At 40.3% G+C, this 22,372-nt stretch carries 15 protein-coding genes; 12 read left to right on the top strand and 3 right to left on the bottom strand.

The genetic code is table 11. The features are described from left to right. Positions 1 to 89: 89 nt before the first annotated feature. Entirely contained in the window at positions 90 to 2,432 is a 2,343-nt protein-coding gene (locus H7254_RS02485) for a GH92 family glycosyl hydrolase (protein ID WP_301931484.1), read from the top strand. A gap of 174 nt (positions 2,433 to 2,606) precedes the next feature. Here the strand turns inward: H7254_RS02485 and H7254_RS02480 are convergent, their stop codons facing one another. Beyond that, positions 2,607 to 2,789, bottom strand: a complete 183-nt coding sequence (locus tag H7254_RS02480; protein WP_301931483.1) for a hypothetical protein — start codon at positions 2,787 to 2,789, stop codon at positions 2,607 to 2,609. 40 nt (positions 2,790 to 2,829) lie between these two features. Beyond that, a complete protein-coding gene (locus tag H7254_RS02475; RefSeq protein WP_301931482.1) occupies positions 2,830 to 3,699 on the bottom strand; it encodes an AraC family transcriptional regulator in 870 nt (289 codons plus the stop codon). Positions 3,700 to 4,511: 812 nt separating this feature from the next. Here H7254_RS02475 and H7254_RS02470 point away from each other — a divergent pair. The 7 genes from H7254_RS02470 (at position 4,512) to fucP (ending at position 17,512) form a co-directional block, all read left to right on the top strand. After that, the gene (locus tag H7254_RS02470) at positions 4,512 to 7,547 is read left to right on the top strand and encodes a TonB-dependent receptor (RefSeq protein ID WP_301931481.1); all 3,036 of its coding nucleotides are present in this window, start codon (positions 4,512 to 4,514) and stop codon (positions 7,545 to 7,547) included. A gap of 11 nt (positions 7,548 to 7,558) precedes the next feature. Further along, complete coding sequence (locus tag H7254_RS02465) at positions 7,559 to 9,124, top strand: RagB/SusD family nutrient uptake outer membrane protein (protein ID WP_301931480.1); 1,566 nt, start codon at positions 7,559 to 7,561, stop codon at positions 9,122 to 9,124. 366 nt (positions 9,125 to 9,490) lie between these two features. Further along, positions 9,491 to 10,858, top strand: coding sequence for an alpha-L-fucosidase (locus H7254_RS02460; protein ID WP_301931479.1), 1,368 nt, complete (start codon positions 9,491 to 9,493; stop codon positions 10,856 to 10,858). A 64-nt stretch (positions 10,859 to 10,922) separates the two neighbouring features. Next, a complete protein-coding gene (locus tag H7254_RS02455; protein ID WP_301931478.1) occupies positions 10,923 to 14,471 on the top strand; it encodes a VCBS repeat-containing protein in 3,549 nt (1,182 codons plus the stop codon). Positions 14,472 to 14,496: 25 nt separating this feature from the next. Beyond that, complete coding sequence (locus H7254_RS02450; protein ID WP_301931477.1) at positions 14,497 to 15,948, top strand: alpha-L-fucosidase; 1,452 nt, start codon at positions 14,497 to 14,499, stop codon at positions 15,946 to 15,948. 96 nt (positions 15,949 to 16,044) lie between these two features. Next, the gene (locus tag H7254_RS02445) at positions 16,045 to 16,338 is read left to right on the top strand and encodes a hypothetical protein (protein WP_301931476.1); all 294 of its coding nucleotides are present in this window, start codon (positions 16,045 to 16,047) and stop codon (positions 16,336 to 16,338) included. Beyond that, entirely contained in the window at positions 16,256 to 17,512 is a 1,257-nt protein-coding gene (gene fucP, locus H7254_RS02440) for an L-fucose:H+ symporter permease (RefSeq protein ID WP_301931475.1), read from the top strand. Before H7254_RS02445 ends, fucP begins: the two co-directional genes overlap by 83 nt. 346 nt (positions 17,513 to 17,858) lie before the next feature. On the opposite strand, the gene H7254_RS02435 is transcribed toward fucP, so the two are convergent. Then, the gene (locus tag H7254_RS02435; protein WP_301931474.1) at positions 17,859 to 18,593 is read right to left on the bottom strand and encodes a metallophosphoesterase family protein; all 735 of its coding nucleotides are present in this window, start codon (positions 18,591 to 18,593) and stop codon (positions 17,859 to 17,861) included. 405 nt (positions 18,594 to 18,998) lie between these two features. Here H7254_RS02435 and H7254_RS02430 point away from each other — a divergent pair, with 405 nt between their 5' ends. The 4 genes from H7254_RS02430 to H7254_RS02415 all read left to right on the top strand — a co-directional run. Next, entirely contained in the window at positions 18,999 to 19,313 is a 315-nt protein-coding gene (locus H7254_RS02430) for a hypothetical protein (protein WP_301931473.1), read from the top strand. Positions 19,314 to 19,889: 576 nt separating this feature from the next. Continuing rightward, on the top strand, positions 19,890 to 20,984 hold the full coding sequence (locus H7254_RS02425) for a DNA topoisomerase IB (protein WP_301931472.1): 1,095 nt from the start codon (positions 19,890 to 19,892) through the stop codon (positions 20,982 to 20,984). Between the two features lie 53 nt (positions 20,985 to 21,037). Next, positions 21,038 to 21,811 carry a Ku protein gene (locus H7254_RS02420; protein WP_301931471.1) on the top strand — a complete coding sequence of 258 codons (774 nt, stop codon included), beginning with the start codon at positions 21,038 to 21,040 and terminating at the stop codon, positions 21,809 to 21,811. A 1-nt stretch (position 21,812) separates the two neighbouring features. Then, the coding region (locus H7254_RS02415; protein WP_301931470.1) for a DNA polymerase ligase N-terminal domain-containing protein at positions 21,813 to 22,372 on the top strand (560 nt) is incomplete at its 3' end.

The raw sequence follows: 22,372 nt of genomic DNA, 5'->3' as shown, positions 1-22,372 counted from the left end.
TAGATGATCGACGCATTGCAGCAGTTATTTTGGACTTTAAATAACAGTGTATGCTTCCCTGGAAGCTAAAAAAATTAAAACAAAAAAGTATGAAAAAAATAACACTGATAATAATAGCAACGAATTGCATGGCATGTTCATTTTCCCAAATGGTTACCAAAGTAACTGATCCTGTTGAATGGGTAAATCCATTGATGGGTACAGATTCGAAAAGAGATTTTTCTAACGGTAATACTTATCCGGCCATTGCCTTACCCTGGGGCATGAATTTTTGGACACCACAAACAGGCAGCATGGGTAATGGCTGGCAATATACCTATTCGCCTGAAGTGTCACCATACGATCGTGAGGGAGTTCAAAACAAAATCAGGGGGTTTAAACAAACGCACCAGCCTTCTCCGTGGATGAATGATTACGGGCAGTTCTCCATAATGCCGGCGAGTGGAAAATTGAAGTTTACAGAAGAAGAACGGGCCAGTTGGTTTTCGCACAAAGCAGAAATAGCCAAACCTTACTACTATAGTGTTTACCTTGCTGATGCCGATATCATCACAGAAATTACACCTACGGAAAGAGCTGCACAATTTAGATTTACCTACCCAAAAGCTGACAGTTCATTCATAGTAATAGATGGGTATGCAAACGGATCTTATATTAAGGTGCTTCCCAAAGAACAAAAGATAATCGGCTATTCTACTAAGGCAACCCGAAGCGCTATTAATGGTACCAAAAACTATTTTGTAATCTATATTGATAAGCCATTCAAGGTTAGTTATACCTGGCATGATAATACACTGGCGAAAGATTCGCTTGAAATTACATCCAGCCATTCAGGAGCTGTGATCGGTTTTAGCACGCATAGGGGCGAGAAGGTGCATTTAAAAGTAGCTTCTTCCTTTATTAGCATTGAGCAGGCCGATATCAGTTTAAAAAGAGAGTTGGCCAATGATGATTTTGAAGCAACCAAACTAAAAGCAAAAAATATCTGGAACAAAACGCTGGGCCATATTGCGGTAGAAGGCGGTACGGTTGACCAGGTACGTACTTTCTATTCCTGCATGTACCGGGCTTTGTTTTTTCCCAATAAATTGTACGAGATAGATGCCAATAATCAAATCATTCATTACAGTCAGTACAATGGTAAAATTTTACCGGGGTATATGTATGGTGGTACCGGTTTCTGGGATACTTTCCGTGCATTGTATCCATTCTTAAACCTGGTATATCCTTCTGTAAATAAAGAGATGCAGGAAGGTTTGATCAACGATTATAAAGAAGGCGGATGGTTGCCGGAATGGTCAAGTCCCGGTTATGCCAACACGATGATTGGCAACAACTCTGCTTCGGTAGTATCGGAAGCTTACATTAAAGGACTTCGCGGTTACGATATCAATACTTTATATGAAGCATTATTAAAAGACGCCAACAACGAAGGCCCCATACGGGCAGTAGGCCGTGCCGGTTTTAAAATTTATAATGAACTGGGCTATTTGCCTTTTGATGGAACAGTGAAAGAATCAGCCGCCTGTACATTGGAATACGCTTATGATGATTATGCCATTTATAAACTGGCCAAAGCATTGAACAGGCCAAAGGAAGAGATTGAATTATATGCAAGGCGCAGCCAGAACTACCGCAATCTTTTTGATCCGCAAAGCAAACTGATGCGTGGTAAAAACAAAGATGGCAGCTTTCAGTCTCCTTTCAATCCTTTTAAATGGGGTGGTGCTTTTACGGAAGGAAACAGTTGGCATTATTCCTGGTCGGTTTTTCATGATGTACAAGGTTTAATTGACCTGATGGGAGGAAAGAAAATATTTACAGATATGCTTGATTCTGTGTTTGTGATGCCGCCGGTATTTGATGAAAGTGCATACGGCAGAGTGATTCATGAAATACGTGAAATGCAGGTGGCCGGTATGGGGCAGTATGCACATGGCAATCAACCCATTCAGCACATGATTTACCTGTACAACTATGCGGGTGAGCCCTGGAAAACACAATATTGGGCAAGAGAAGTAATGAACAAATTGTATAAACCCACGCCGGATGGCTATTGTGGTGATGAAGACAATGGACAAACTTCTGCCTGGTATCTGTTTTCGGCTCTTGGCTTTTATCCTGTTTGCCCGGCCAGTGATCAATACGTGTTGGGTGCGCCGTTATTTAAAAAAGCAACGATCACATTGGAAAATGGAAAAAAAATAGTGATCAATGCATTAGCAAACAGTGCAGTTAATTTGTATGTTCAAAAGCTGCAGGTAAACAACCTACCCTATAACAAAAACTGGCTCAGTCACAGCGGGTTGCAAAATGGTGCACAATTAAACTTTACCATGGGAGCTGCACCTGAAAAAACAAGGGGTACGAAGGCTGTTTCAGTTCCTTATTCTTTTTCAACTGATACTGAAAATCCATTGCGTAAAAAATAAACCAGTAAGAAAGGTTTAGCTAAAAGCGAGCAATGCTTTCATCAGATATCTTTTAAATGACATACTTTGCTATTGTAAACTTAAAAGACTTTGAGTTTTTTTAATTATTTCGATGTGTAGTCATTCGCTGGATCAACCATTCGGTTAGCTTTTTTGTGTTAATGCGTTTTTGTATTATCTGTTTAGCAGTTCGTTTACAATATACCCGTTGCAGATACATGGGTCGTCTATGGCAAATACAGTTCCCTTGCCATATTGGGAAGTTGCCTGAATGATATTCAATTTGTCTTCAACCAACGCCTGCTCTGGTGGTTTTACAGAAAGTATCGAAATCACTTTTAGCCCAGATAGCAGCATTCACTCGTGTATTTCTCGGCGTTATAATCAGGTAATTGCGTTAGCTGGTCACAAACTCTTTTTTATAAGTAAGTGGACTTTTACCGGTAATTTTTTTAAAGTATTGGTGAAAGCTGGTAAAATTGTGAAAGCCGCTTTCGAAGCACACTTGCTTGATGCTGAAGTTATCTTCTATCAGTAATTTGCAGGCATGCCCTACACGCAGCTCAATCAGGAATTGCGAATAAGTTTTACGCGTACGCGATTTGAAGAAGCGGCAAAATGAGTGAGGGCTTATGTTTGCTACGCCTGCAATTTCACTCAGCGCAATCTTATCCCTAAAATTTTTCACAGAATATTCATAGATATCGTTGATCCTGTTCTTTTCACTATCAACAAGATCATAGCTGAAACCGATGGAAGATAGCGTGGTAACATCCTTGCACCTGGCAATCAAGTCAAGTGCAGTTAGCAGCAATACAAGGCGTTGAGGGCCTTCGGCTTCTAACAATTGTTGCATCAGCATGGCTACTTTTTTTGCCGTTTCGCCATAAATATGTAAGCCATGTTTCCCCTTCTCCACCATTATTTTGATAGAGGCATTTTCCGGCAGTTGTAAAAAATTATCACCCCAGAAGTCTTCACAAAAATGCACTACCCTGGTATCTGCATAGCGTGTTGGCTGGTCGCCAAAATACTCATCATCGAAGCGCCAGTAATGCGGCAGGTTAGATCCTACCAGTACCAGGTCGCCATCGTTGAAACGCTCAATGCTGTCTCCTACAAATTGCATTCCTTTTCCTTTATCAAAGTGAATAAGTTCCACTTCTGTGTGGTAATGCCAACGGTTGTTTACATGCGGCACAAGGTCGCGCCGTACACTGAATGAATAGTTAGGCTCTTTAAAAACCTTTAGTAATTGTGGCAGCATTCAATAATTTTTGGGAAAAGATGAACAATTATATCTATTCCAATTTACCTTTTTTTAATACAATCTGCTTAATTTTTTATTGAGTAAAAAATGGATAATCAGCCATTTGGTATCAAACGAATGATTTCCGTATTTTGAAATGTGCTGATGGTCAATTGTTTTGTGGGGTAATATTTACTTTTAAACACAAAACCATTGTCATCTCAACACTGGTTTCGATGATATTTAATTTCATGGATGGCCTATCAGCAAGGTTTGTAGCGATCGCGTTGATTCCAATACATTATAATTACACATCTAAACTGCGCTGCTGCATAAAAACTACCTGCACCATTCGTTATTAATCATTTAAAAAACAAGAATTGACAGTGTGTGTATTTGTCTTTTTGCACTTGTCTTTTTAGTAAAATATCTTCTTTCTTTTATTACCTTTTCTTAAACACCTTGCTGATATAGCTTACAAATTTGCGACTACTGCTAAATTTTTAAAGCCATGCTAATTCAATTATAATAAAAGAACCCATGGTGTAATATCCTGAAACCGCTTTCCACAAAGCGTTACAGCTTTATCTGTTTAAATACGGAACAATAGTTCCAGACCAGCACACCTTTAAATAATTCTAAAAAAAACCGAAAAGTACGCGTTCTTGCAAAAAATTGGCAATTCATTAAGCTAAATAATCAACTGCTTGGAAATGGATTTTGAATACTTTATTTTTATTGAACGATTGATATTTAAAGTTTTGTTGCGATGATTGTAAGTTTAAAAGCTGTAATGATCATTTTCATTTTTCCACCAAAAATAAATTGCTATGAAAATTTTTTTGATGCCCGGCTTACGGACAGTTCTAAAAAAGGCAGCGATGAATCGTCGCTTCCGTCTCCAGATGCTCTTGCTGATCTTCCCTTTTTTCTTCTTTTCCAGCCTCCAGGCGCAACAATCCGTTACAGGTAAAGTCATTGCTGGCGATAGGGCAGCTATGGGCGCTACCATATTGGTAAAAGGCTCTTTAATAACTACGCAAACAGACGACAACGGGGTATTCACCATCAGTGCGCCTGCCAATGCTACTTTGGTAGTAACGTTTGTAGGTTTCGGTTCAGAAGAAGTGAAGGTGACAAAGGCACCCCTCAATATAGAGCTACAAGCTTTGAACCAGCAAATGAACGAAGTAGTGGTAATTGGGTATGGCTCGGCAAAAAAGCGTGACCTTACTGGTGCGGTAGCAAGCATTAAAGGAGACGATCTTAGAACTGGTACCGCGGCAGATGCATCTGGTTTATTGCAAGGTAAAGCTGCAGGCGTGGTAGTACAGAATAGTGGTGGTGCTCCCGGCCAGGCACCAGCTATAGTTATCAGGGGTTCTGGTACTTTTGGCAATGATCAGCCATTGTACATCATTGATGGTATGATTGCTTCTTCCATGTCTTTTATCAACCCCAATGATATTGCTTCTATCGAAGTGTTGAAAGATGCATCGGCAGCTGCTATCTATGGCAGCCGGGCTGCAAACGGGGTTGTGTTGGTTACTACAAAAAGTGGCACTACCGGTGAAATTAAAATAAACTTCAGTGCAAAATATGGTTCGCAAAGTCCTACCAATAAATTGAATTTTTTAAATGCCCGCCAGTATGCCGATTGGAACAACCAGGCGCATGACAATGATGGTACGCCACGTGGCCCGCTGAACGATAATCTTTTTAACCCTAAAATAAATACAGACTGGCAAAGCCTTTCCTTAGGCAAAGCGCCATTGAGCGATTATAACTTAAGTGTTTCGGGTGGTGGCCAGTTTTCCAGATTTTTTTTATCTGGAGAATATTTTGATCAGAAAGGTATCGTAGTAGATTCACGTTTTAAACGGTACGCAGTAAGAGCCAACTCTTCTTTTACCAAAGGAAAGTTTAAGCTCACCGAAGCATTGTCTATATCAAGGTCTGTTAATAACCCCAATACTTATTTTGGCAGAGAAAGAGGGGAGTTGCCCATTATGCCAGTGTACGATAGCACCAAATTAGGTGGCTTTGCCGGGCTGGAACCCGCAGCAGCAGGCGTTAACAGAATCATCAACTGGTATGGCAGGGCCTTGCTGGATAATAACCTTTACACCACCGACCAGGCATTGGGCAACGTAGGGCTCGAATATGAAATCATCAAAGGATTGAAATATAAGATGAACCTCGGCATAGATTATTCCATGTATCATGCATTCGATTATTCGCCCGCTTTTTTCATGAGTACTTCACAGGAAGCCAGTCAGGATCAGTCTACGTTGAATGAAGGCTTTACCCGCAGTCTTACTACTTTAGTAGAGCATACGTTGAACTACTCCAATTCTTTTGGCTACCATCACCTGGAATTATTGGCAGGCTATACTTCGCAAACAGGCAATGCACGTACTGTTGGCGCCAATGCCGATACTTATCCTTCAAATCTGTTGCAAGTAGTTGATGCGGCATCCAACAGGCTTGCCAATGGCAACTTGCAGGAAGCGGGACTTCAATCCATTTTAGGCAGGTTTACCTACAATTATAAATCAAAGTATTTGTTAACGGCAACGTTACGGCGTGATGGTTCTTCTAAGTTCCGTTATCCTGCAAATACCTACGGCAACTATCCTTCGTTCTCTGTTGGCTGGCGACCTACCGAAGAGAAGTTTTTTCCGGAGAACAGCATCATTAGTGACCTCAAATTGAGAGGTAGTTATGGCACTTTGGGATCTCAGAATATTGATAACTACATCACTAGTTCAACACTCAACATCAACTCTGGCTATTATTTTGCAGGTGGCGTACAGAATGGTGTGGGTCTTACTAATTTTTCTAACCCGGATATCAAATGGGAGTCTTCAAGAACGACAGATTTTGGTACAGACATCAGTTTGCTGAAAGGGAAGATACTAATCACGGCAGATTATTTTAACAGGCGTTCTTACGATATTCTTGCGAGTATACCGATACCAATCTATGGTGGCGCAGGCAGCAGTCTTACAAAAAATGCGGCTTCAGTAAGCAACAAAGGTTTCGAATTATCTGCCACCTACAATCATCAGAACGGCAACAAAGGCGATTTTAAATATTCCATCACCGGCATCTTTACTGCCATTAAAAACAATGTGATAGCACTGGGCGATGGCGTTAGCCCTATTACAGGTGGTGGCTTTACTCAAGAAAGTCTTACTGCTACCCGTACGGATGTTGGCCACCCCATTGGAAGCTTTTGGGGATACCAGGTGTTGGGTATTTATCAAACAGCAGACGAAGTTGCCAAGGACGGGCGCACGGATGCAAGGCCCGGTGACTTTAGGTTTAGTAAAGACCAGACCTGGCTGGGCAGCCCTTTCCCTAAGTTTGACTATGGCATAACTTTCAATGCATCTTACAAAAATTTTGATATGAATATGTTTTGGCAGGGCGTACAAGGCAACAAAGTATGGAACGCTAAAAGGGCCTGGCAATATACCTTTGATTACGGCAGCGGAAAGTTGACAGACGTGATGAGCGCATGGACTCCGCAAAATACCAATACAAATATGCCCAGGGCATCTTTCATTGATCCTGCAAACAATAAAAGATCTTCTTCTTTTTATGTAGAAGATGGCTCTTATTTAAGGTTGAAGACCTTTAGCATCGGTTACAATCTTCCGGCCACTGCAGTAAATAAATTAAAGATCACCAGCGCACGTTTTTATATCAGCGCACAGAACCTGATTACCCTCACGAAGTACAGAGGATACGATCCTGAAGTTGGCCGCAGCGACCTGACAGGGCTGTTCAGTGTTGGCGTGGATGTGTCCGCTTATCCGCAGGCAAAATTAATTAGTGCAGGTATTGATCTATCATTCTAAATAAGTGTTTTATGAAAAAAATATTTTTAAGTAACAAAGTTTTCAGGCTCTTTATAATTTTTATATGCCTGGTTGCTATGCCTGCATTATTGCAGAACTGTAGCAAAAAAAATCTGGATGTAACCAATCCGAATGCCTTGCCAATAACCGCTTTTTGGAAAACAGAAAGTGATGCCGAAAAAGGATTAGTGGCCTGTTATGGTCCGCTTACAAGCATACAGGGATGGGGCCGCATGTTAGGCGCTATCCTCACCATACAAAGGGGCGATGACGTGAATCCCTTTCCCAGTACAGGTGTACAGGATGTAGGTACTTTTTTATCCACGCCCGTAGATGGCCGTGTAGGCGAAGGATGGGGCGAGTTAAACGCTATTGTTGCACGTGCCAATGCCGTTATTTTCAATGTGCCAAACATTGCGATGGAGGATGCCGTGAAGACAAGGATATTAGGCGAAGCTTATTTTATGAGAGGTCTTGCACATTTTTATTTGCTCAACATGTGGGGCAATATTCCGCTCATTTTAAAACCTATCCAGGCCGTGAACGACCTTTTTATTACTCAGGCGCCACAGGCCGATGTTTGGGCTTCTATTACAGCGGATTTTAAAGATGCACAAAGCCGTTTGCCTGAAACAGTAGCCGCAAAAGATATCGGCAGGGCAACCTGGGGTGCGGCTACTGCCATGCTTGGCAAGGCTTACCTGTTTACAAAAAAATGGACAGATGCTGCAGCGGAGTTCAAGAAGATAATTGATAAGCAGGCGTTGTATCAACTGGTACCGAATTACCAGGATAATTTTTTGGAAACCACCAACAACAATGCAGAATCAATTTGGGAGTTGCAGTATCAAAGTACGCCTACCGGCAACTGGGGAACAAGCGGTACGGCCAATCCGTTACGGGGCCAGGCATGGGAGGCCGATGTTGCTCCGGTAGGGTATACCAGCCAGGGAACCACCACCGTTAATCAATGGGTTTTCGACCTGTTCATGGAACAAAAAACAAAGGATAATAAAATTGATCCAAGGGCTTACGCTACTATCAACTGGGATTACCCGGGAGCAAAAGTTTATCAGGATGATTTTCAAAAAGCATTGAATGGTGCCAATAGAAACAAAATATGGATACGCAAATATCTTAACTACGAAAGAACAAGTTCGCTTACGCCGGGCAGTTGGGGCTATGCCAACAATAACCGCAGAATGATACGTTTAGCCGATGTGCTGCTAATGTATGCAGAAGCTGTAAATGAGGCTGGTAGCGCCGATACAGATGCTTACGGTGCAATTAACAGGGTGAGGGCAAGGGCCAACATGCCAGATATTACGCCGGCGCTGGGGCAAGATGCGTTTCGTACAGCGGTAAGAAGAGAGCGTGCACTTGAGCTTTCACTGGAAGGCGACCGGGTGTTTGATTTGTTGAGATGGGGTACTATGGCGGATGTGTTTGCGGCACATCCTGAATACCGTTCCAACAGTGGTGGCATATTTATAAAAGGCAAACACGAGTACCTGCCGATACCTCAAAACGACATCAGTGCTAATCCAAAAATTAAACAAAATAACGGGTATAATTGATGGTTGATGGTTGATGGTATGTAGGTTCAACAATTGGGTATACTGCAAGGGACAACTGCGGTAAACTGTTACCTAAGATGAATATATTTCGCATTGAAGCACCAGGGATAGAAGCAAGTACCCCGTAAAGCGCCGTATATTTTTTGATAAAAAAGTAAACTGTTCAATGGGCGCTGCGGAGTACTTGTGGATAGCCCGCCCGGGTGCCCGGATAAAACTTCTCTTTATTTGCTGTAGATTTAACTGGTTGGAAAGTTTCTTATTTTAATGGTTACCCGTCGTATTTTTTACTGGCCTGGATTTCAAATAAGGGTTGATAAAACTACAGATGTAAAGCGCAGTAATTAATATACTTAAATGACTCTTATGAAAAAAATACAAAGACTTTTTTCTTTACTGTTTTTGTTGATGGCGTTGTTATTTACCGGAATATCGGTGAATGCGCAAGCCAAACTTTCTATCGGCAGGGAGACTGCCCGGCAAAAGGAAAAACGCATGCAATGGTGGACAGAAGGGCGTTTCGGCATGTTCATACACTGGGGACTGTATGCGTTGCCTGCACGCCACGAATGGGTAAAGAACCGTGAACGAATTAACAATGAAACGTACCAGAAATATTTTGACGAGTTCAATCCTGATTTATTTGAACCAAAAAAATGGGCCAAAGAAGCCAGAGCGGCAGGTATGAAATATGCAGTGCTTACCACCAAGCACCATGAAGGATTTTGTTTGTTCGATAGCAAGTACACAGATTATAAAGCAACCAACACAAGCGCTAAACGCGACCTTGTAAAAGAGTATGTAGATGCCTTTAGGGCCGAAGGGATAAAGATTGGTTTTTATTATTCACTGATAGATTGGCACCATCCGGATTTTACCATCGACAAGTACCATCCGCTAAGACCTGCCAACGACGACGATACTGCCGCTTACCCTGCATTGAACAAAGGAAGAAACATGGCCATCTATCGTAAATATCTTTACAATCAGGTAACAGAACTGTTGAGCAATTATGGCAAGATAGATATCCTCTGGCTTGATTTTTCTTATCCTGGTAAATTAGGAAAGGGCAAAGATGACTGGGATGCGGTAAACCTGTTAAAACAGATAAGGAAACTACAGCCTGGAATTATTGTAGACAACAGGCTTAACCTGGAAGATTATACAGATGGTGCAGACTTTGTAACGCCGGAACAAGTAAGCACGAAAGAGCTTGAAAAGTATAAAGGCAAAGTGTGGGAAACTTGTCAAACGTTTTCCGGTTCCTGGGGTTATTATCGGGATGAAGATACCTGGAAAACACATCGGCAGCTTCTTGATTTATTAATTACTTCTACCAGCAATGGCGGCAACCTTATTTTAAATGTTGGCCCTACTGCCCGGGGCGAATTTGATTACCGTGCCAACAATGCATTGGATAGTATGGCGCAATGGATGCATGCCAACAGTAAAGCTATTTACAATTGTACCTATGCACCAGAAACATTTTTAGTTCCGGATAACGATAAACTTACGTATAACGCAGCCACAAAGCGACTGTACGTGCACCTCTTCGAATATCCTGCTTCCGGTACGCTTACCTTGAAAGGGTATAAAGGCAAGATAAAATATGCGCAGTTTCTTCACGATGATTCTGAGTTGCAATACAAAGAAGACGGTAACGACCTGATACTAACCATTCCAATAAAGAAGCCACGCTTTGAGATACCTGTGGTGGAACTGGTGTTGAATTAAGTATGCTGGAATTACTATCTATCTATCTTTTTAAGTACATTCAGCAATGCTTTAATGTAACATCATGAAAAGTAAATTTTTGCATTTTTATTTGCTAGCTGTCATGGTGCTTTTTTTATGTACTTGTAAAAACGGAGAGGATGCGCTTTTTAAAAAACGATCACCTGGCAGCACAGGCATTCATTTTTCCAATACCATCACCGAAAATGATTCGGTCAATATCCTTAGCTATTATTATTGTTACAATGGCGGCGGCGCAGGTATCGGCGATTTTAATAATGATGGTCTGCAGGATGTATTTTTTACCGGTAATATGGTTTCCTCAAAATTATACCTCAATAAAGGCAAACTGCAGTTTGAAGATGTAACGCAGGCTGCCGGGGTATCTACCAGCGACTGGATAATGGGCGTATCTGTAGTAGACATCAATAACGATGGCTGGCTGGATATATACCTGAACGTTGCCGGGCCCAACAATATGCACAAGCACCATAACCTTTTGTTTATTAACCAGGGGTTAAAAAATGGGGCTATTTCTTTTAAAGAGGAAGCCACTGCCTATGGTTTAAACGATAGTTCTTTTTGCGTGCAGTCTGCATTTTTTGATTACGACAGGGATGGCGACCTTGATATGTACCTGCTTACAAATGATGTGGATGGGGTTGAAAAAACTTTTGTGAATCCGTCTGCTTATCCCATTACCAGAGGCCGCACGGCCGACCGCTTGTATGAGAATATTGGTGACTCAGACGGCCATCCTATCTATAGGAATGTGTCTAAACAGGCAGGCGTAACCGAAGAAGGTTATGGTCTTGGGTTGGCCATTGCAGACTTCAATGGAGATGGCTGGCCCGATGTATACGCCTCTAATGATTTTATGCCAAACGACCAGTTGCTCATCAACCAAAAAAATAAAACTTTTAAGGAATGCGCAGCACAAAGTATGCGGCACCAGACTTACAATGGCATGGGTGTAGATGTGGCTGATATTAACAACGATGCAAAGCCTGATATTATGGTATTGGATATGTTGCCACAAAACAACGAGCGCAGGAAAACAATGATTGCGCGGACGGATAACGAGAATTTTTTGTTGCGGCAAAAAGCTGGTTATGTAGATGAATATATGCGCAACACATTGCAGTTGAACCAGGGAAACGATGCAACAGGCACTACTTATTTTTCAGACATTGCGCAGCTTGCCGGCGTTAACGCAACAGACTGGAGCTGGAGTGTTTTACTGGCAGATTTTGACAATGATGGCTGGCGTGATAGCTACGTTACCAATGGGTTTGCAAAGAATATAACCGACCTTGATTTTTTAAGTTACAATGCGGATAATAACACTTTTGGTACCGTGGAAAACAAAATAAAAAGTACCAGAGATATGCTGGATAAATTGAAAGGAATACATATATCCAACTATATTTTCCGGAACAATCAGCATTTAGGTTTTGACGACGTAACAGAAAAATGGGGCTTACAAAATGCTTCTTATTCCAACGGGGCCGTCTATGCGGATCTTGACAATGATGGTGACCTTGATTTAATAACCAACAATATCAACGAAGCCGCATCGGTATATGAAAACAAAGCAAACGAAAAAGAAGATAAAAATAATTACCTGCAGATTGCACTGAAGGGAAACAATAAAAATCTAAATGGCATTGGTGCCACCATCAATCTTTATTGTGGCAGCGAAAGATTCTATGCGTACAATTCACCTGTTAAAGGCTACCTGTCCAGCATGAATGCGCCGCTTAATTTTGGAGTTGGCAAACATACTATCGTTGATTCAGCCATCATTACCTGGCAAGATGGAAAGGTAGAGCTGCTAAAGAATGTAAAGGTGAATCAGTTATTAAAAATTGAGTACAGCATGGCTCAGGAAAAGCAGACACCGAATCTTACTGAACAACCTTTCTTTGTTGCAGCCGGCAGCCGGTATAATATCCATTATAAGCATATCGGAAACGGGTACAATAACTTTAATGAAGGGTCTTTGTTGCCTGGCGTTTATTCAAAGAAAGGACCAGGTATTGCCGTTGGAAGGGTGGGTGACAGGAATGGGCCAGGATTTTTTATTGGAAGTGCTGTTGGTAATGCAGGCACTTTATTTACGCTGGCAAACACTGGCATCTTTACACAAAAAAAATTAGATACCGCAGATATAAAACATGAAGACATGGGATCTTTATTTTTTGATGCTGACAATGATGGAGATGACGATTTGTATGTAGTAAGCGGGGGCAATGAGTTTAAACAAGCGCCTGGCGCATACCAGGATAGATTGTACCTCAATGATGGAAAGGGCAACTTTACTAAAAATGAACAGGCATTGCCACCAATATTATCCAGCGGTAGTTGTATTGTTGGTGCTGATTTTGACAAAGATGGCGACATTGATTTATTCAGGGCGGGTGGTATTGTACCAGGAGCATATCCACAGGCGCCGCGTAGTTATTTGTTAAGAAACGATCATGGAAAATTTGTTGACGTTACCCAGGAAATTGCTCCGGAACTGATGGAAATAGGCATGGTGACCTCGGCAGTATGGAGCGATTTTGATAATGATGGATGGGTAGATTTGATTGTAGTGGGCGAGTGGATGGCACCCACTTTTTTTAAAAATGAAAAGGGTAAACTTGTAAACATCAGTAAGTATACCGGGCTTAAAAATACAAACGGCTGGTGGTCGAGCATCTACCCGGTAGATATTGATAATGATGGGGACATAGATTATATTATTGGCAATATGGGCACCAATATCGATTACAAGCCATCTAAGCATGAACCGTTGGAATTGTTTTATGATGATTTTGCTGGTAACGGAAAAAAGCAGGCGGTCATGTCTTCTTACGTCATGGATGAAGCCGGAGAAAAAAAGCGTTACCCATTCAGTTTTCGGGATGACCTTTTTAGGGTGATGCCTGCATTAAAAAAGCAATTCTGGAACTACGGCTTATTTGGCAGCGCAACACTGGATGATATTTTTAAGCCGGAAGCTTTAGCAAAAGCGGCCCATTTTCAGGCAGATCTTTTTGATAACTGCATCCTTGAAAATAAAGGTGGTGGAAAGTTCGCTATCAGGCCATTGCCTGTAGAAGCACAGCTATCCTGCATTAATGGCATTATGGCAAGCGACTATGATGGTGATGGCAATATAGATTTAATAGTGGCGGGCAATACGCACTCCAGCGAAGTGGTATATGGCTGGATGGACGCTTCTTTAGGAGTACTGTTAAAAGGGGATGGCAAGGGTAATTTTGCTGCGGTGCCGCCACAGCAAAGCGGTTTGTTTTTAAGTGGCGATACAAAGGGTATTGCACGTTTGTATGATAATAAGGGCAACCAAATAATTATTGTGGCAGTAAATGGCGATAGCCTTAAAGTAATATGTCCGGCAAAAAACGCAACAGCAAAAATATTTTATGCAGCTCCGCTGGATGCTTACGCAACCATCACTTTTAAAGATGGGCACGTAGCCCGGCAGGAGTTTTATTACGGAGATGGTTACCTGTCGCAATCAGCAAGAGCCATTCAAATAAATGGTCTTATAAAGTCAATAGCAGTAACCAATTCAAAAGGCAATAACCGAAATATTCAATTTTAACTTATCACGCTTAAAATACAAAAAAATGAAAAAAACAGGCTTACTTTTTTTAGTGCTTTGCTCCGTTTGTATAGCTACTGCACAACAGTTTGAGCCAAATTGGGCATCGCTTAATAAACGTAAAATGCCGGAATGGTTCCAGCAGGATAAGTTTGGGATTTTTATCCATTGGGGCGTGTATTCAGTTCCATCTTTTGCACCTGTAATACCTAATAGCGGGCTTAGTTATGCAGAGTGGTATTGGTACCAGCTGAATGCAAAACAAAAAGATTTTGTGGCTTTTCATAACAAGAATTATGGGGAAGATTTTCAATACCCACAATTTGAGAAACAGTTTAAGGCAGAGATGTTTAATCCGGAGCAATGGGCCGATGTGTTCAAAAAATCAGGCGCTAAGTATGTGGTGCTTACATCCAAGCATCATGAGGGGTATTGCTTATGGAACAGTGCCGAAGCCGACCGGGATTGGGGCCACCCGTGGAACGCTGTAACAGGTTCGCCAAAGCGGGATCTATTGGGCGATTTAAGTACCGCGGTAAGGGCTGCAGGCTTAAAGATGGGCTACTATTATTCGCTGTATGAATGGTTTAATCCGTTATGGCTGAGTGACAAAAAAAAGTATGTATCCCAGCACATGATACCGCAGTTTAAAGACCTGGTTACAAAATATAAGCCGTCCATTATTTTCTCTGATGGAGAATGGGAACTTTCTGACACAGCCTGGAAAAGCGAAGAGCTATTGGCCTGGTTGTACAATGAATCGCCGGTGGCAAAAGAAGTAGTAGTCGACGATCGGTGGGGAAGCAATACCCGTGGCAAGAATACCGGTGCAACTTACACCACTTCAGAATATGGCAGCGGCATGGATGCAAGCGTAACCTGGGAAGAAAGCCAGGGCATCGGCCATTCGTATGGTTATAACAGAAACGAAAAACTGGAAGATTATAAAAGCAGTCACGACATTATTTTAGTGTTAGCAGATATCGTTTCGAGAGGTGGTAATTTATTGTTAGACATTGGGCCCACTGCAGATGGACGCATACCTGTTATCATGCAACAGCGCCTTACTGATATGGGTACATGGCTACAAACCAATGGCGAAGCAATCTATGGTACCAGGGCCTATAAACAATCTTACCAGTGGAGCCCGGGCAAAAAGCCGGAGAAGCAGGGCGAGGCTTTCATGTCGGGCTATAGCATCAGCGATTTAATAAAGCCTGCTAAAGACAAAGCGCACATCGAATTATTTTTTACCACCAGGGGCAAGGATTTGTATTGTGTGGTGCCGGCTTATACTCCTCAAATAAGGCTGAGAAATTTCAAGGCTTCAGCCGGTGCCGTGGCAAGCATATTGGGTTGCAACAAACCGTTGGTGTTGAAACAATCCGGCAATGATTGTGTCATCGATATTTCCAGGTTAGCACCAGGCGATATACCTGCAGAATTATTTGTGGTGAAAATTAAAAACACCTTGTAGGCTATAATAATTGTTACAGATATTTTATTAAATTTATCTTCCCGTATCTTTTAAATTTTTAATGATGGCTAACTATAAAGTTAATGGGGTACGTAAATGTTTACAATACCTGACCACCATGGACAGGATGGTAAATGTGATCCCCAATTTATTACCGGCTACGCTATTAATAATGGCCATAGAATGAATACAACCGATAAGCTGGAAGCCACCTTTCATCAAATAAAAAAGCAGGTAAACACTATACCTGTTATACAGCTTACTACATCACCAGCAGAAAATTATTTTCCTGATAAAAATCAATTATATGCCTTCAATCACCAGCAAGTCGTACCGTTTTGCTTTCATTCTTATTACCTCTTTATTTTTTTTATGGGGCTTTGCGCATAACCTGGATCCTGTGCTGATACCACATCTAAAAAGATCGTTTACACTTACTACCACTCAGTCTACATTAGTTGATTCAGCAGTTTTTATAGCCTATTTTATTATGGCACTACCGGCCGGGTTTATCATGAAAAAGTATGGTTATAAGATAGGCATCATTACAGGTTTATTGCTTTTTGCAATTGGCTGTTTCTTATTCATACCCGCAGCAAATACCCAATTGTACAGTTTCTTTTTAGTGGCCCTGTTCATCATTGCTTGTGGATTAACTATTTTAGAAACGGCTGCGAATCCTTATGCGTCTTCATTAGGACCGCCAGAAACCTCTACGCTACGACTTAATTTTTCTCAATCATTCAATGGGCTTGCAACAGCATTAGCACCTGCAATTGGGGTAAGAATAATATTGACTAAGGGCTTTTCGGACGAGCAGTTAAATGCCATGACCGAATCTGCAAGGAAAATAGCATTGGCATCAGAAGCATCCAGCGTTAAACTGCCTTACTTTATTTTGGGATCAATATTGGTTTTAGTAGCTGTTATTTTTGCTTTTACCAAGTTGCCTGTTATTCAAAAGGCAGAAGGCCATGTTGCAGGAAAAAATATTTTACATGCCTTTAAGTATCGGCACCTTTCCTGGGCTGTGGCATCGCAGTTTGCTTATGTGGGCGCACAGGTTTGTGTTTTCAGTCTGTTTATTTTATATGCTCCAAAATCTGCAGGAATTACTCAGGTGGAGGCAGGTGATTATTTATCTGTGTGTGGAATAGCGTTTTTGATTGGCCGGTTCCTGGGAACTTTTTTAATGAAATACATCCAGCCTCAAAAGCTGCTTGCTTTGTATGCTGTTATCAATGTTCTGTTGTGTATAGTAGCTATTGCAGGACACGGCTTCGTAACTGTTTATGCCGTTATTGGCATCTGTTTTTTCATGTCCATCATGTTCCCTACAATTTTTGCCCTGGGTATAAAAGATTTAAAAGGCGATACCGAATTTGGCAGCAGCCTCATCATCATGAGTATTGTCGGAGGTGCTATATTGCCACGAATATTCGGTTATATCAGCGATGGTACAGGTAATATTCAGTATGGCTACATCGTGCCACTGGTATGCTTTATTGTGATTTTTTTCTTTGGATGGAAAGGGTATCGGGTGATTGAAAAAAGCCAATTGTAAAATTTGCACTCAACATCAAATACTATCTCCTGAATTTAAATCTATAAAGGAAATTATGTAAAAAAACGCTACCTCATAACTGGTATTTATAAATTTACGTTTGATGTGCTGAATTGTATGCACTCGCTTAATGCCTGCCTGCTGTAACCAACCTTTAAAATTGCTTGCCACAAGGCCAGGCAATGGGATTATTTCAACCATCCAGTTTGTTGGCATAAATTAAAAAGTATCCAGTGCTCTATTTATTGTATAAGTCATGCGATTAAATTGGTTAATTTGAATTGAAAGAATACAAAAAATTATAAAATATTGAGCCAAATTTCTCCCATAAGTATTCTATAATTCTTTAAATTTTATTCCTCCCCATCTCATCTGGATACAATTGATATACCGGATCACTTTGCCAATATTGTTTGGTATCAATATCCATCATGCTTAGTTTACCCGTAAAGGCAGCACCGGTATCTAAGTTCCATACATCGCAGGCCTGCATGGGTGTGTCTGTATCATAATACAAGGTGGGTGTATGACCAATATAAATTTCATGAAAGAGCTTGAGTCTTTTTGGAAAGAAAATAGAACCAGGTTTTATATGTTTGTTTAAAGAGATAGCCGTTTCCCACAGTGTTCTGTCTAAAGTTACATTAGCGGGATTCAATTCTTTTTGCGGACCATAGTTAGCAGTAAAGCCGGCATGAACGAATAACCTGTTTTGTTCATCAATTAAATAGTAGGGCATTTGTTCAAAAAAAATAAGATGATTATTCCTGGTGGCAGCATTGGTATCCGCATAACTGTTCAATGTTTCTTCACCTCCATGCATAAGCCAGGTAGTGTCTATTGTACCGCCACTCAACCATTCCTCACACCATATATCATGATTGCCTTTTATAAATATACATTCATGACTTTTTTTAAGGGCAAGCAGGAAGTCCACTACCGCAGCAGATTCACTCCATCCATCTACATAATCGCCGAGAAAGATGAGTTTATCGGCAACCACAACATTGGCTTTTTCCAATAACTGGCGCAAAGCCTTCAATCCTCCATGTATATCTCCTATTACTAAAGTTCGTTTCATTTTTTAAGTATTCAGAAGGTATCACATTTGCATTGTAAATTGAATTGGAGCGTTGCAAATGAAATACCAATCATCTTCCTGCATAACTTTAATAGCAGAATAACCGCATGGTATTTCTGCTTAAGCGCATAAAATTATTTCTTTATAAAATTACACCACGATTGTTATTTTATTCACAGTTGTTAGGGTCCTGCAAACCCCGGGTTTTTGACGCACTTGCGTCTGTTTAAAAGATGCATCTTTTGGTGCAAATTTTCAAATGTCTGTAGAACAGATAAAACAATCACAACAGGCATCATCCCGGATACTTTATAATTTTTTGATCAGAAGGCTCAAAAATAAATAATTCTTAAAAAGCTTTTTGGTAGATGATTTGATGGATGGTACGTAGATAAAAAAATAATTATGAAAAATACAATCTTCATCGCCATGTGTACCAGTATAGTTTTAGCTGCATGCGGCAACCAGACTTCAGATAATCATTCTAATGCTGTTAATAGCAGCGGTATGGAAACCGATACTGTACAAAAAGGAAAAACGTCTATCGGAACCGGTAATCCAGGTGTTCGAAATGACGGCAATACAGCGTCAGGTACCAGCAATGCCACAGGTAATGATACCTCCGCAATTGGCACCAACCGCTCTGTTACAAAAGATAGTATTAATATGAAAGACACCGGTAGAAATAAACTCAGCAATTCAAAACCTAAAAAATATTAAAACGCTTTTTTAAAAAAAGCACTTAGGAAATATAAAAAAAGTTTAAAAAATACTGCCCTGTCAACATCAGATTTGGAGGTATGTATGTGTATATAAAATAACCTCAGCCAACTTTTAATAAAAACCAAAAGTTTATCGCAGTCTTTTAAAAAGCTTCCGCTAATTAAATTTAAAAAAAGTGCTTTCACATAATTAACAGAAGATGATTTATTCTTAAACTATACAATATGCGGTGTTTTAAATTCTATTAAAATAATACTGATGCTGTATAACTTTTTACTGCCAGCTGATATTTGATTAGCTCTATATTCATTTCTTCCTTACACAGGTAAGTATTATTTCTTGAAATTTTATTTTCTAAAAAAAGAAACGATGTCTTATTCTGCTATAGTAATTAATTATTTAAAAGAGGTACCACAACAATTCAACCGCTTCTGAAAGAGTAAGGGATGTGTTTGTAGAAAAATTTCCTCGGAATGATTTAGGCAGAGAGTTTTTTTTATCAATTGTTATTCAGGTAAACAATAAAAAAAGGAGGCATAAAACTTTCTAGTAAAATAGAAAGTTGTAAAAAATATGGAAGTTATTGCGGAAGAAGTTTTAAAAATATCCAAAAGAAAGATCAGGAGTATAATTGGCGATCCGGAAAAAACAGCAGAAGCCATTCATCTTATTTATGTGCACGACACACAGCCCGGCATAAAGCGTATAAAAAAAGGAAATAATTTTGACTATGTTACCGCTGAAGCTAAGGAGATTATAGACGAATTGAATTTACAAAGAATCAGGAGCCTGGTGATACCACCCGCCTGGGAAAATGTTTGGATATGTGAACTCGAAAATGGACATCTGCAGGCAACAGGAATAGACGTAAAAAAAAGGAAGCAATACAAATATCACGTGCTATGGAATGCGTTGCGAAACCATACAAAATATTTTCGTTTGTACCAGTTTGGTAAAGTATTGCCTGCAATCCGGTTGCAGGTAGAAAGAGATCTGTCATTACCCGGACTACCCGTTGAAAAAGTGCTGGCATTGGTTGTTAGGTTAATAGAAACAACCAACATAAGAGTGGGTAATACCAACTATGAAAGGTTATACGGTTCGTTTGGATTAACTACTTTAAAAAACAAACATGTAAATATCAGCGGTAATGAACTAAAGTTTTCTTTTAGGGGTAAAAAGGGTATTCATCATGATATAAGTTTACGTAATAAAAAATTATCCGCTCTTGTAAAAAGATGCAAGGATATTCCTGGTAAGGAATTATTTCAATATTATACTACGGAAGGCGACCGCAGATCTGTAGATTCGGGCATGGTGAATGACTACATAAAAAAATTAAGTGGCGGCGATTTTACTGCGAAAGATTTTAGAACCTGGTCAGGAACCCTGCATGCTTTTTTGGCGTTTAAGGAACTTGGATTTTTTGATACCGCCACTGAAGCTAAAAAGAAAATTGTAGTAGCGCTGGACATGGTTTCCATTCAATTGGGAAATACAAGAACTGTTTGTAAAAAATATTATGTGCACCCGGCTATTTTATCTCTATATGAAAATAAATCGCTGGAAAAATACTTGAAGCAACTGGATAACACAGAAGTGAATAACAATAAAACGCACCTTACTGCCGAAGAACAAATTATAATGAAGATTTTAGAATCAAACTAAATTGGCGGCTGGTGTGATTAACAAAGAATTGTGTACCGTTTAAATTTTAAATTATGCGACCTATATGGACAGGGGCTATAGGATTTGGCCTGGTAAATATTCCGGTAAAACTATTTAGTGCAACGCAAGGCAGCGAACTGGATTTGGACATGCTGGATAAAAAGGATCTGTCTAATATTCGTTTTATGCGGGTGAATGAAAAAACAGGAAAGGAAGTTGCATGGGCAAATATTGTAAAAGGCTATATGCTTAACAATAAATACGTGGTGCTGGATGACAAGGATTTTGCTTCGGCCAATGCGGTAAAAACCAAAGTAATTGAAATAAGTGATTTTGTAAAGGAGGCAGAAATTAACAGCATCTATTATGAAACACCTTATTATCTTGTACCCGAAAAATCGGGTGTAAGAGCGTATGCTTTGTTGAAGGAAGCGTTGCTGAAAACGGGCAAAGTGGGTGTATCAACTTTTGTGATGCGCAATAAGGAACACCTCGCCATTGTAAGGGCAACAGAAAATATAATGGTACTGAACCAACTGCGTTTTTCAGAAGAGATACGGGATACAAAAGACCTTGAATTACCTACCGCAGCAGTAAAACCCGGCGAGCTTAAAATGGCCATTTCGCTCATTAACCAGTTATCCGGAAATTTTAATATTGCATCTTACAAAGACAATTATACCCAGCAATTATTAAAACTGATAAAGGCGAAAGCAAAAGGAAACAAACCTGCAGCTACACATTTAAAAGTGGTGCATAGTAAGGCCAAAGACCTTATGGAACAATTAAAAGCAAGCCTGTCTGTAAAAACAAAAAAAGCATCCTGATATGAGTCTAACAAAATATACAGAGAAAAGAAATTTCAACAAATCTCCCGAACCTGCAGCGAAGCTTAATAAAAGCAGCAGGCAATTATCTTTTGTGGTACAACGGCATAAAGCGTCGCACCTGCATTACGATTTCAGGTTAGAGGTAGACGGTGTTTTAAAAAGCTGGGCCGTGCCTAAAGGTCCATCAATGAACCCGGCAGATAAACGGCTGGCCATGATGGTAGAAGATCATCCGTACGCCTATAAAGATTTTAAAGGCGTGATTCCCGAAGGCTATGGAGCAGGCATTGTAGAAATATGGGATAAAGGAACCTATACCACTATTGAAAATGAATCAGGCCCATTGGCCGAAAAAAAATTGCTGGCTGGTATTAAAGCAGGTAGCCTTAAAATTACTTTGCACGGTAAAAAATTAAGGGGCGAATTTGCTTTGGTAAAATTAAAAGGCAAACAGGAAAATGCCTGGCTGCTGCTGAAGCACAATGATAAGTATGCGGTAGATGAATACAATAGTGAAAAGGAAACACAGGCATCTTCACCCATCAATAAATGGTTAGC

Origin of the sequence: Ferruginibacter sp. (assembly GCF_014377975.1) — a bacterium.
Classification (GTDB): Bacteria; Bacteroidota; Bacteroidia; order Chitinophagales; family Chitinophagaceae; genus Ferruginibacter.
Note: the sequence above shows the minus strand (reverse complement) of the source record. Positions and strands in the feature narration are given on the sequence as shown.

Coding starts and splice junctions, on each gene's coding strand:
- H7254_RS02485 (WP_301931484.1), top strand. CDS start 90: ATGAAAAAAATAACACTGATAATAATAGCAACGAATTGCATGGCATGT.
- H7254_RS02450 (WP_301931477.1), top strand. CDS start 14,497: ATGAAAAAAACAGGCTTACTTTTTTTAGTGCTTTGCTCCGTTTGTATA.
- fucP (WP_301931475.1), top strand. CDS start 16,256: ATGCCTTCAATCACCAGCAAGTCGTACCGTTTTGCTTTCATTCTTATT.
- H7254_RS02445 (WP_301931476.1), top strand. CDS start 16,045: ATGTTTACAATACCTGACCACCATGGACAGGATGGTAAATGTGATCCC.
- H7254_RS02475 (WP_301931482.1), bottom strand. CDS start 3,699: ATGCTGCCACAATTACTAAAGGTTTTTAAAGAGCCTAACTATTCATTC.
- H7254_RS02435 (WP_301931474.1), bottom strand. CDS start 18,593: ATGAAACGAACTTTAGTAATAGGAGATATACATGGAGGATTGAAGGCT.
- H7254_RS02430 (WP_301931473.1), top strand. CDS start 18,999: ATGAAAAATACAATCTTCATCGCCATGTGTACCAGTATAGTTTTAGCT.
- H7254_RS02420 (WP_301931471.1), top strand. CDS start 21,038: ATGCGACCTATATGGACAGGGGCTATAGGATTTGGCCTGGTAAATATT.
- H7254_RS02460 (WP_301931479.1), top strand. CDS start 9,491: ATGAAAAAAATACAAAGACTTTTTTCTTTACTGTTTTTGTTGATGGCG.
- H7254_RS02465 (WP_301931480.1), top strand. CDS start 7,559: ATGAAAAAAATATTTTTAAGTAACAAAGTTTTCAGGCTCTTTATAATT.
- H7254_RS02425 (WP_301931472.1), top strand. CDS start 19,890: ATGGAAGTTATTGCGGAAGAAGTTTTAAAAATATCCAAAAGAAAGATC.
- H7254_RS02480 (WP_301931483.1), bottom strand. CDS start 2,789: ATGCTGCTATCTGGGCTAAAAGTGATTTCGATACTTTCTGTAAAACCA.
- H7254_RS02455 (WP_301931478.1), top strand. CDS start 10,923: ATGAAAAGTAAATTTTTGCATTTTTATTTGCTAGCTGTCATGGTGCTT.
- H7254_RS02470 (WP_301931481.1), top strand. CDS start 4,512: ATGAAAATTTTTTTGATGCCCGGCTTACGGACAGTTCTAAAAAAGGCA.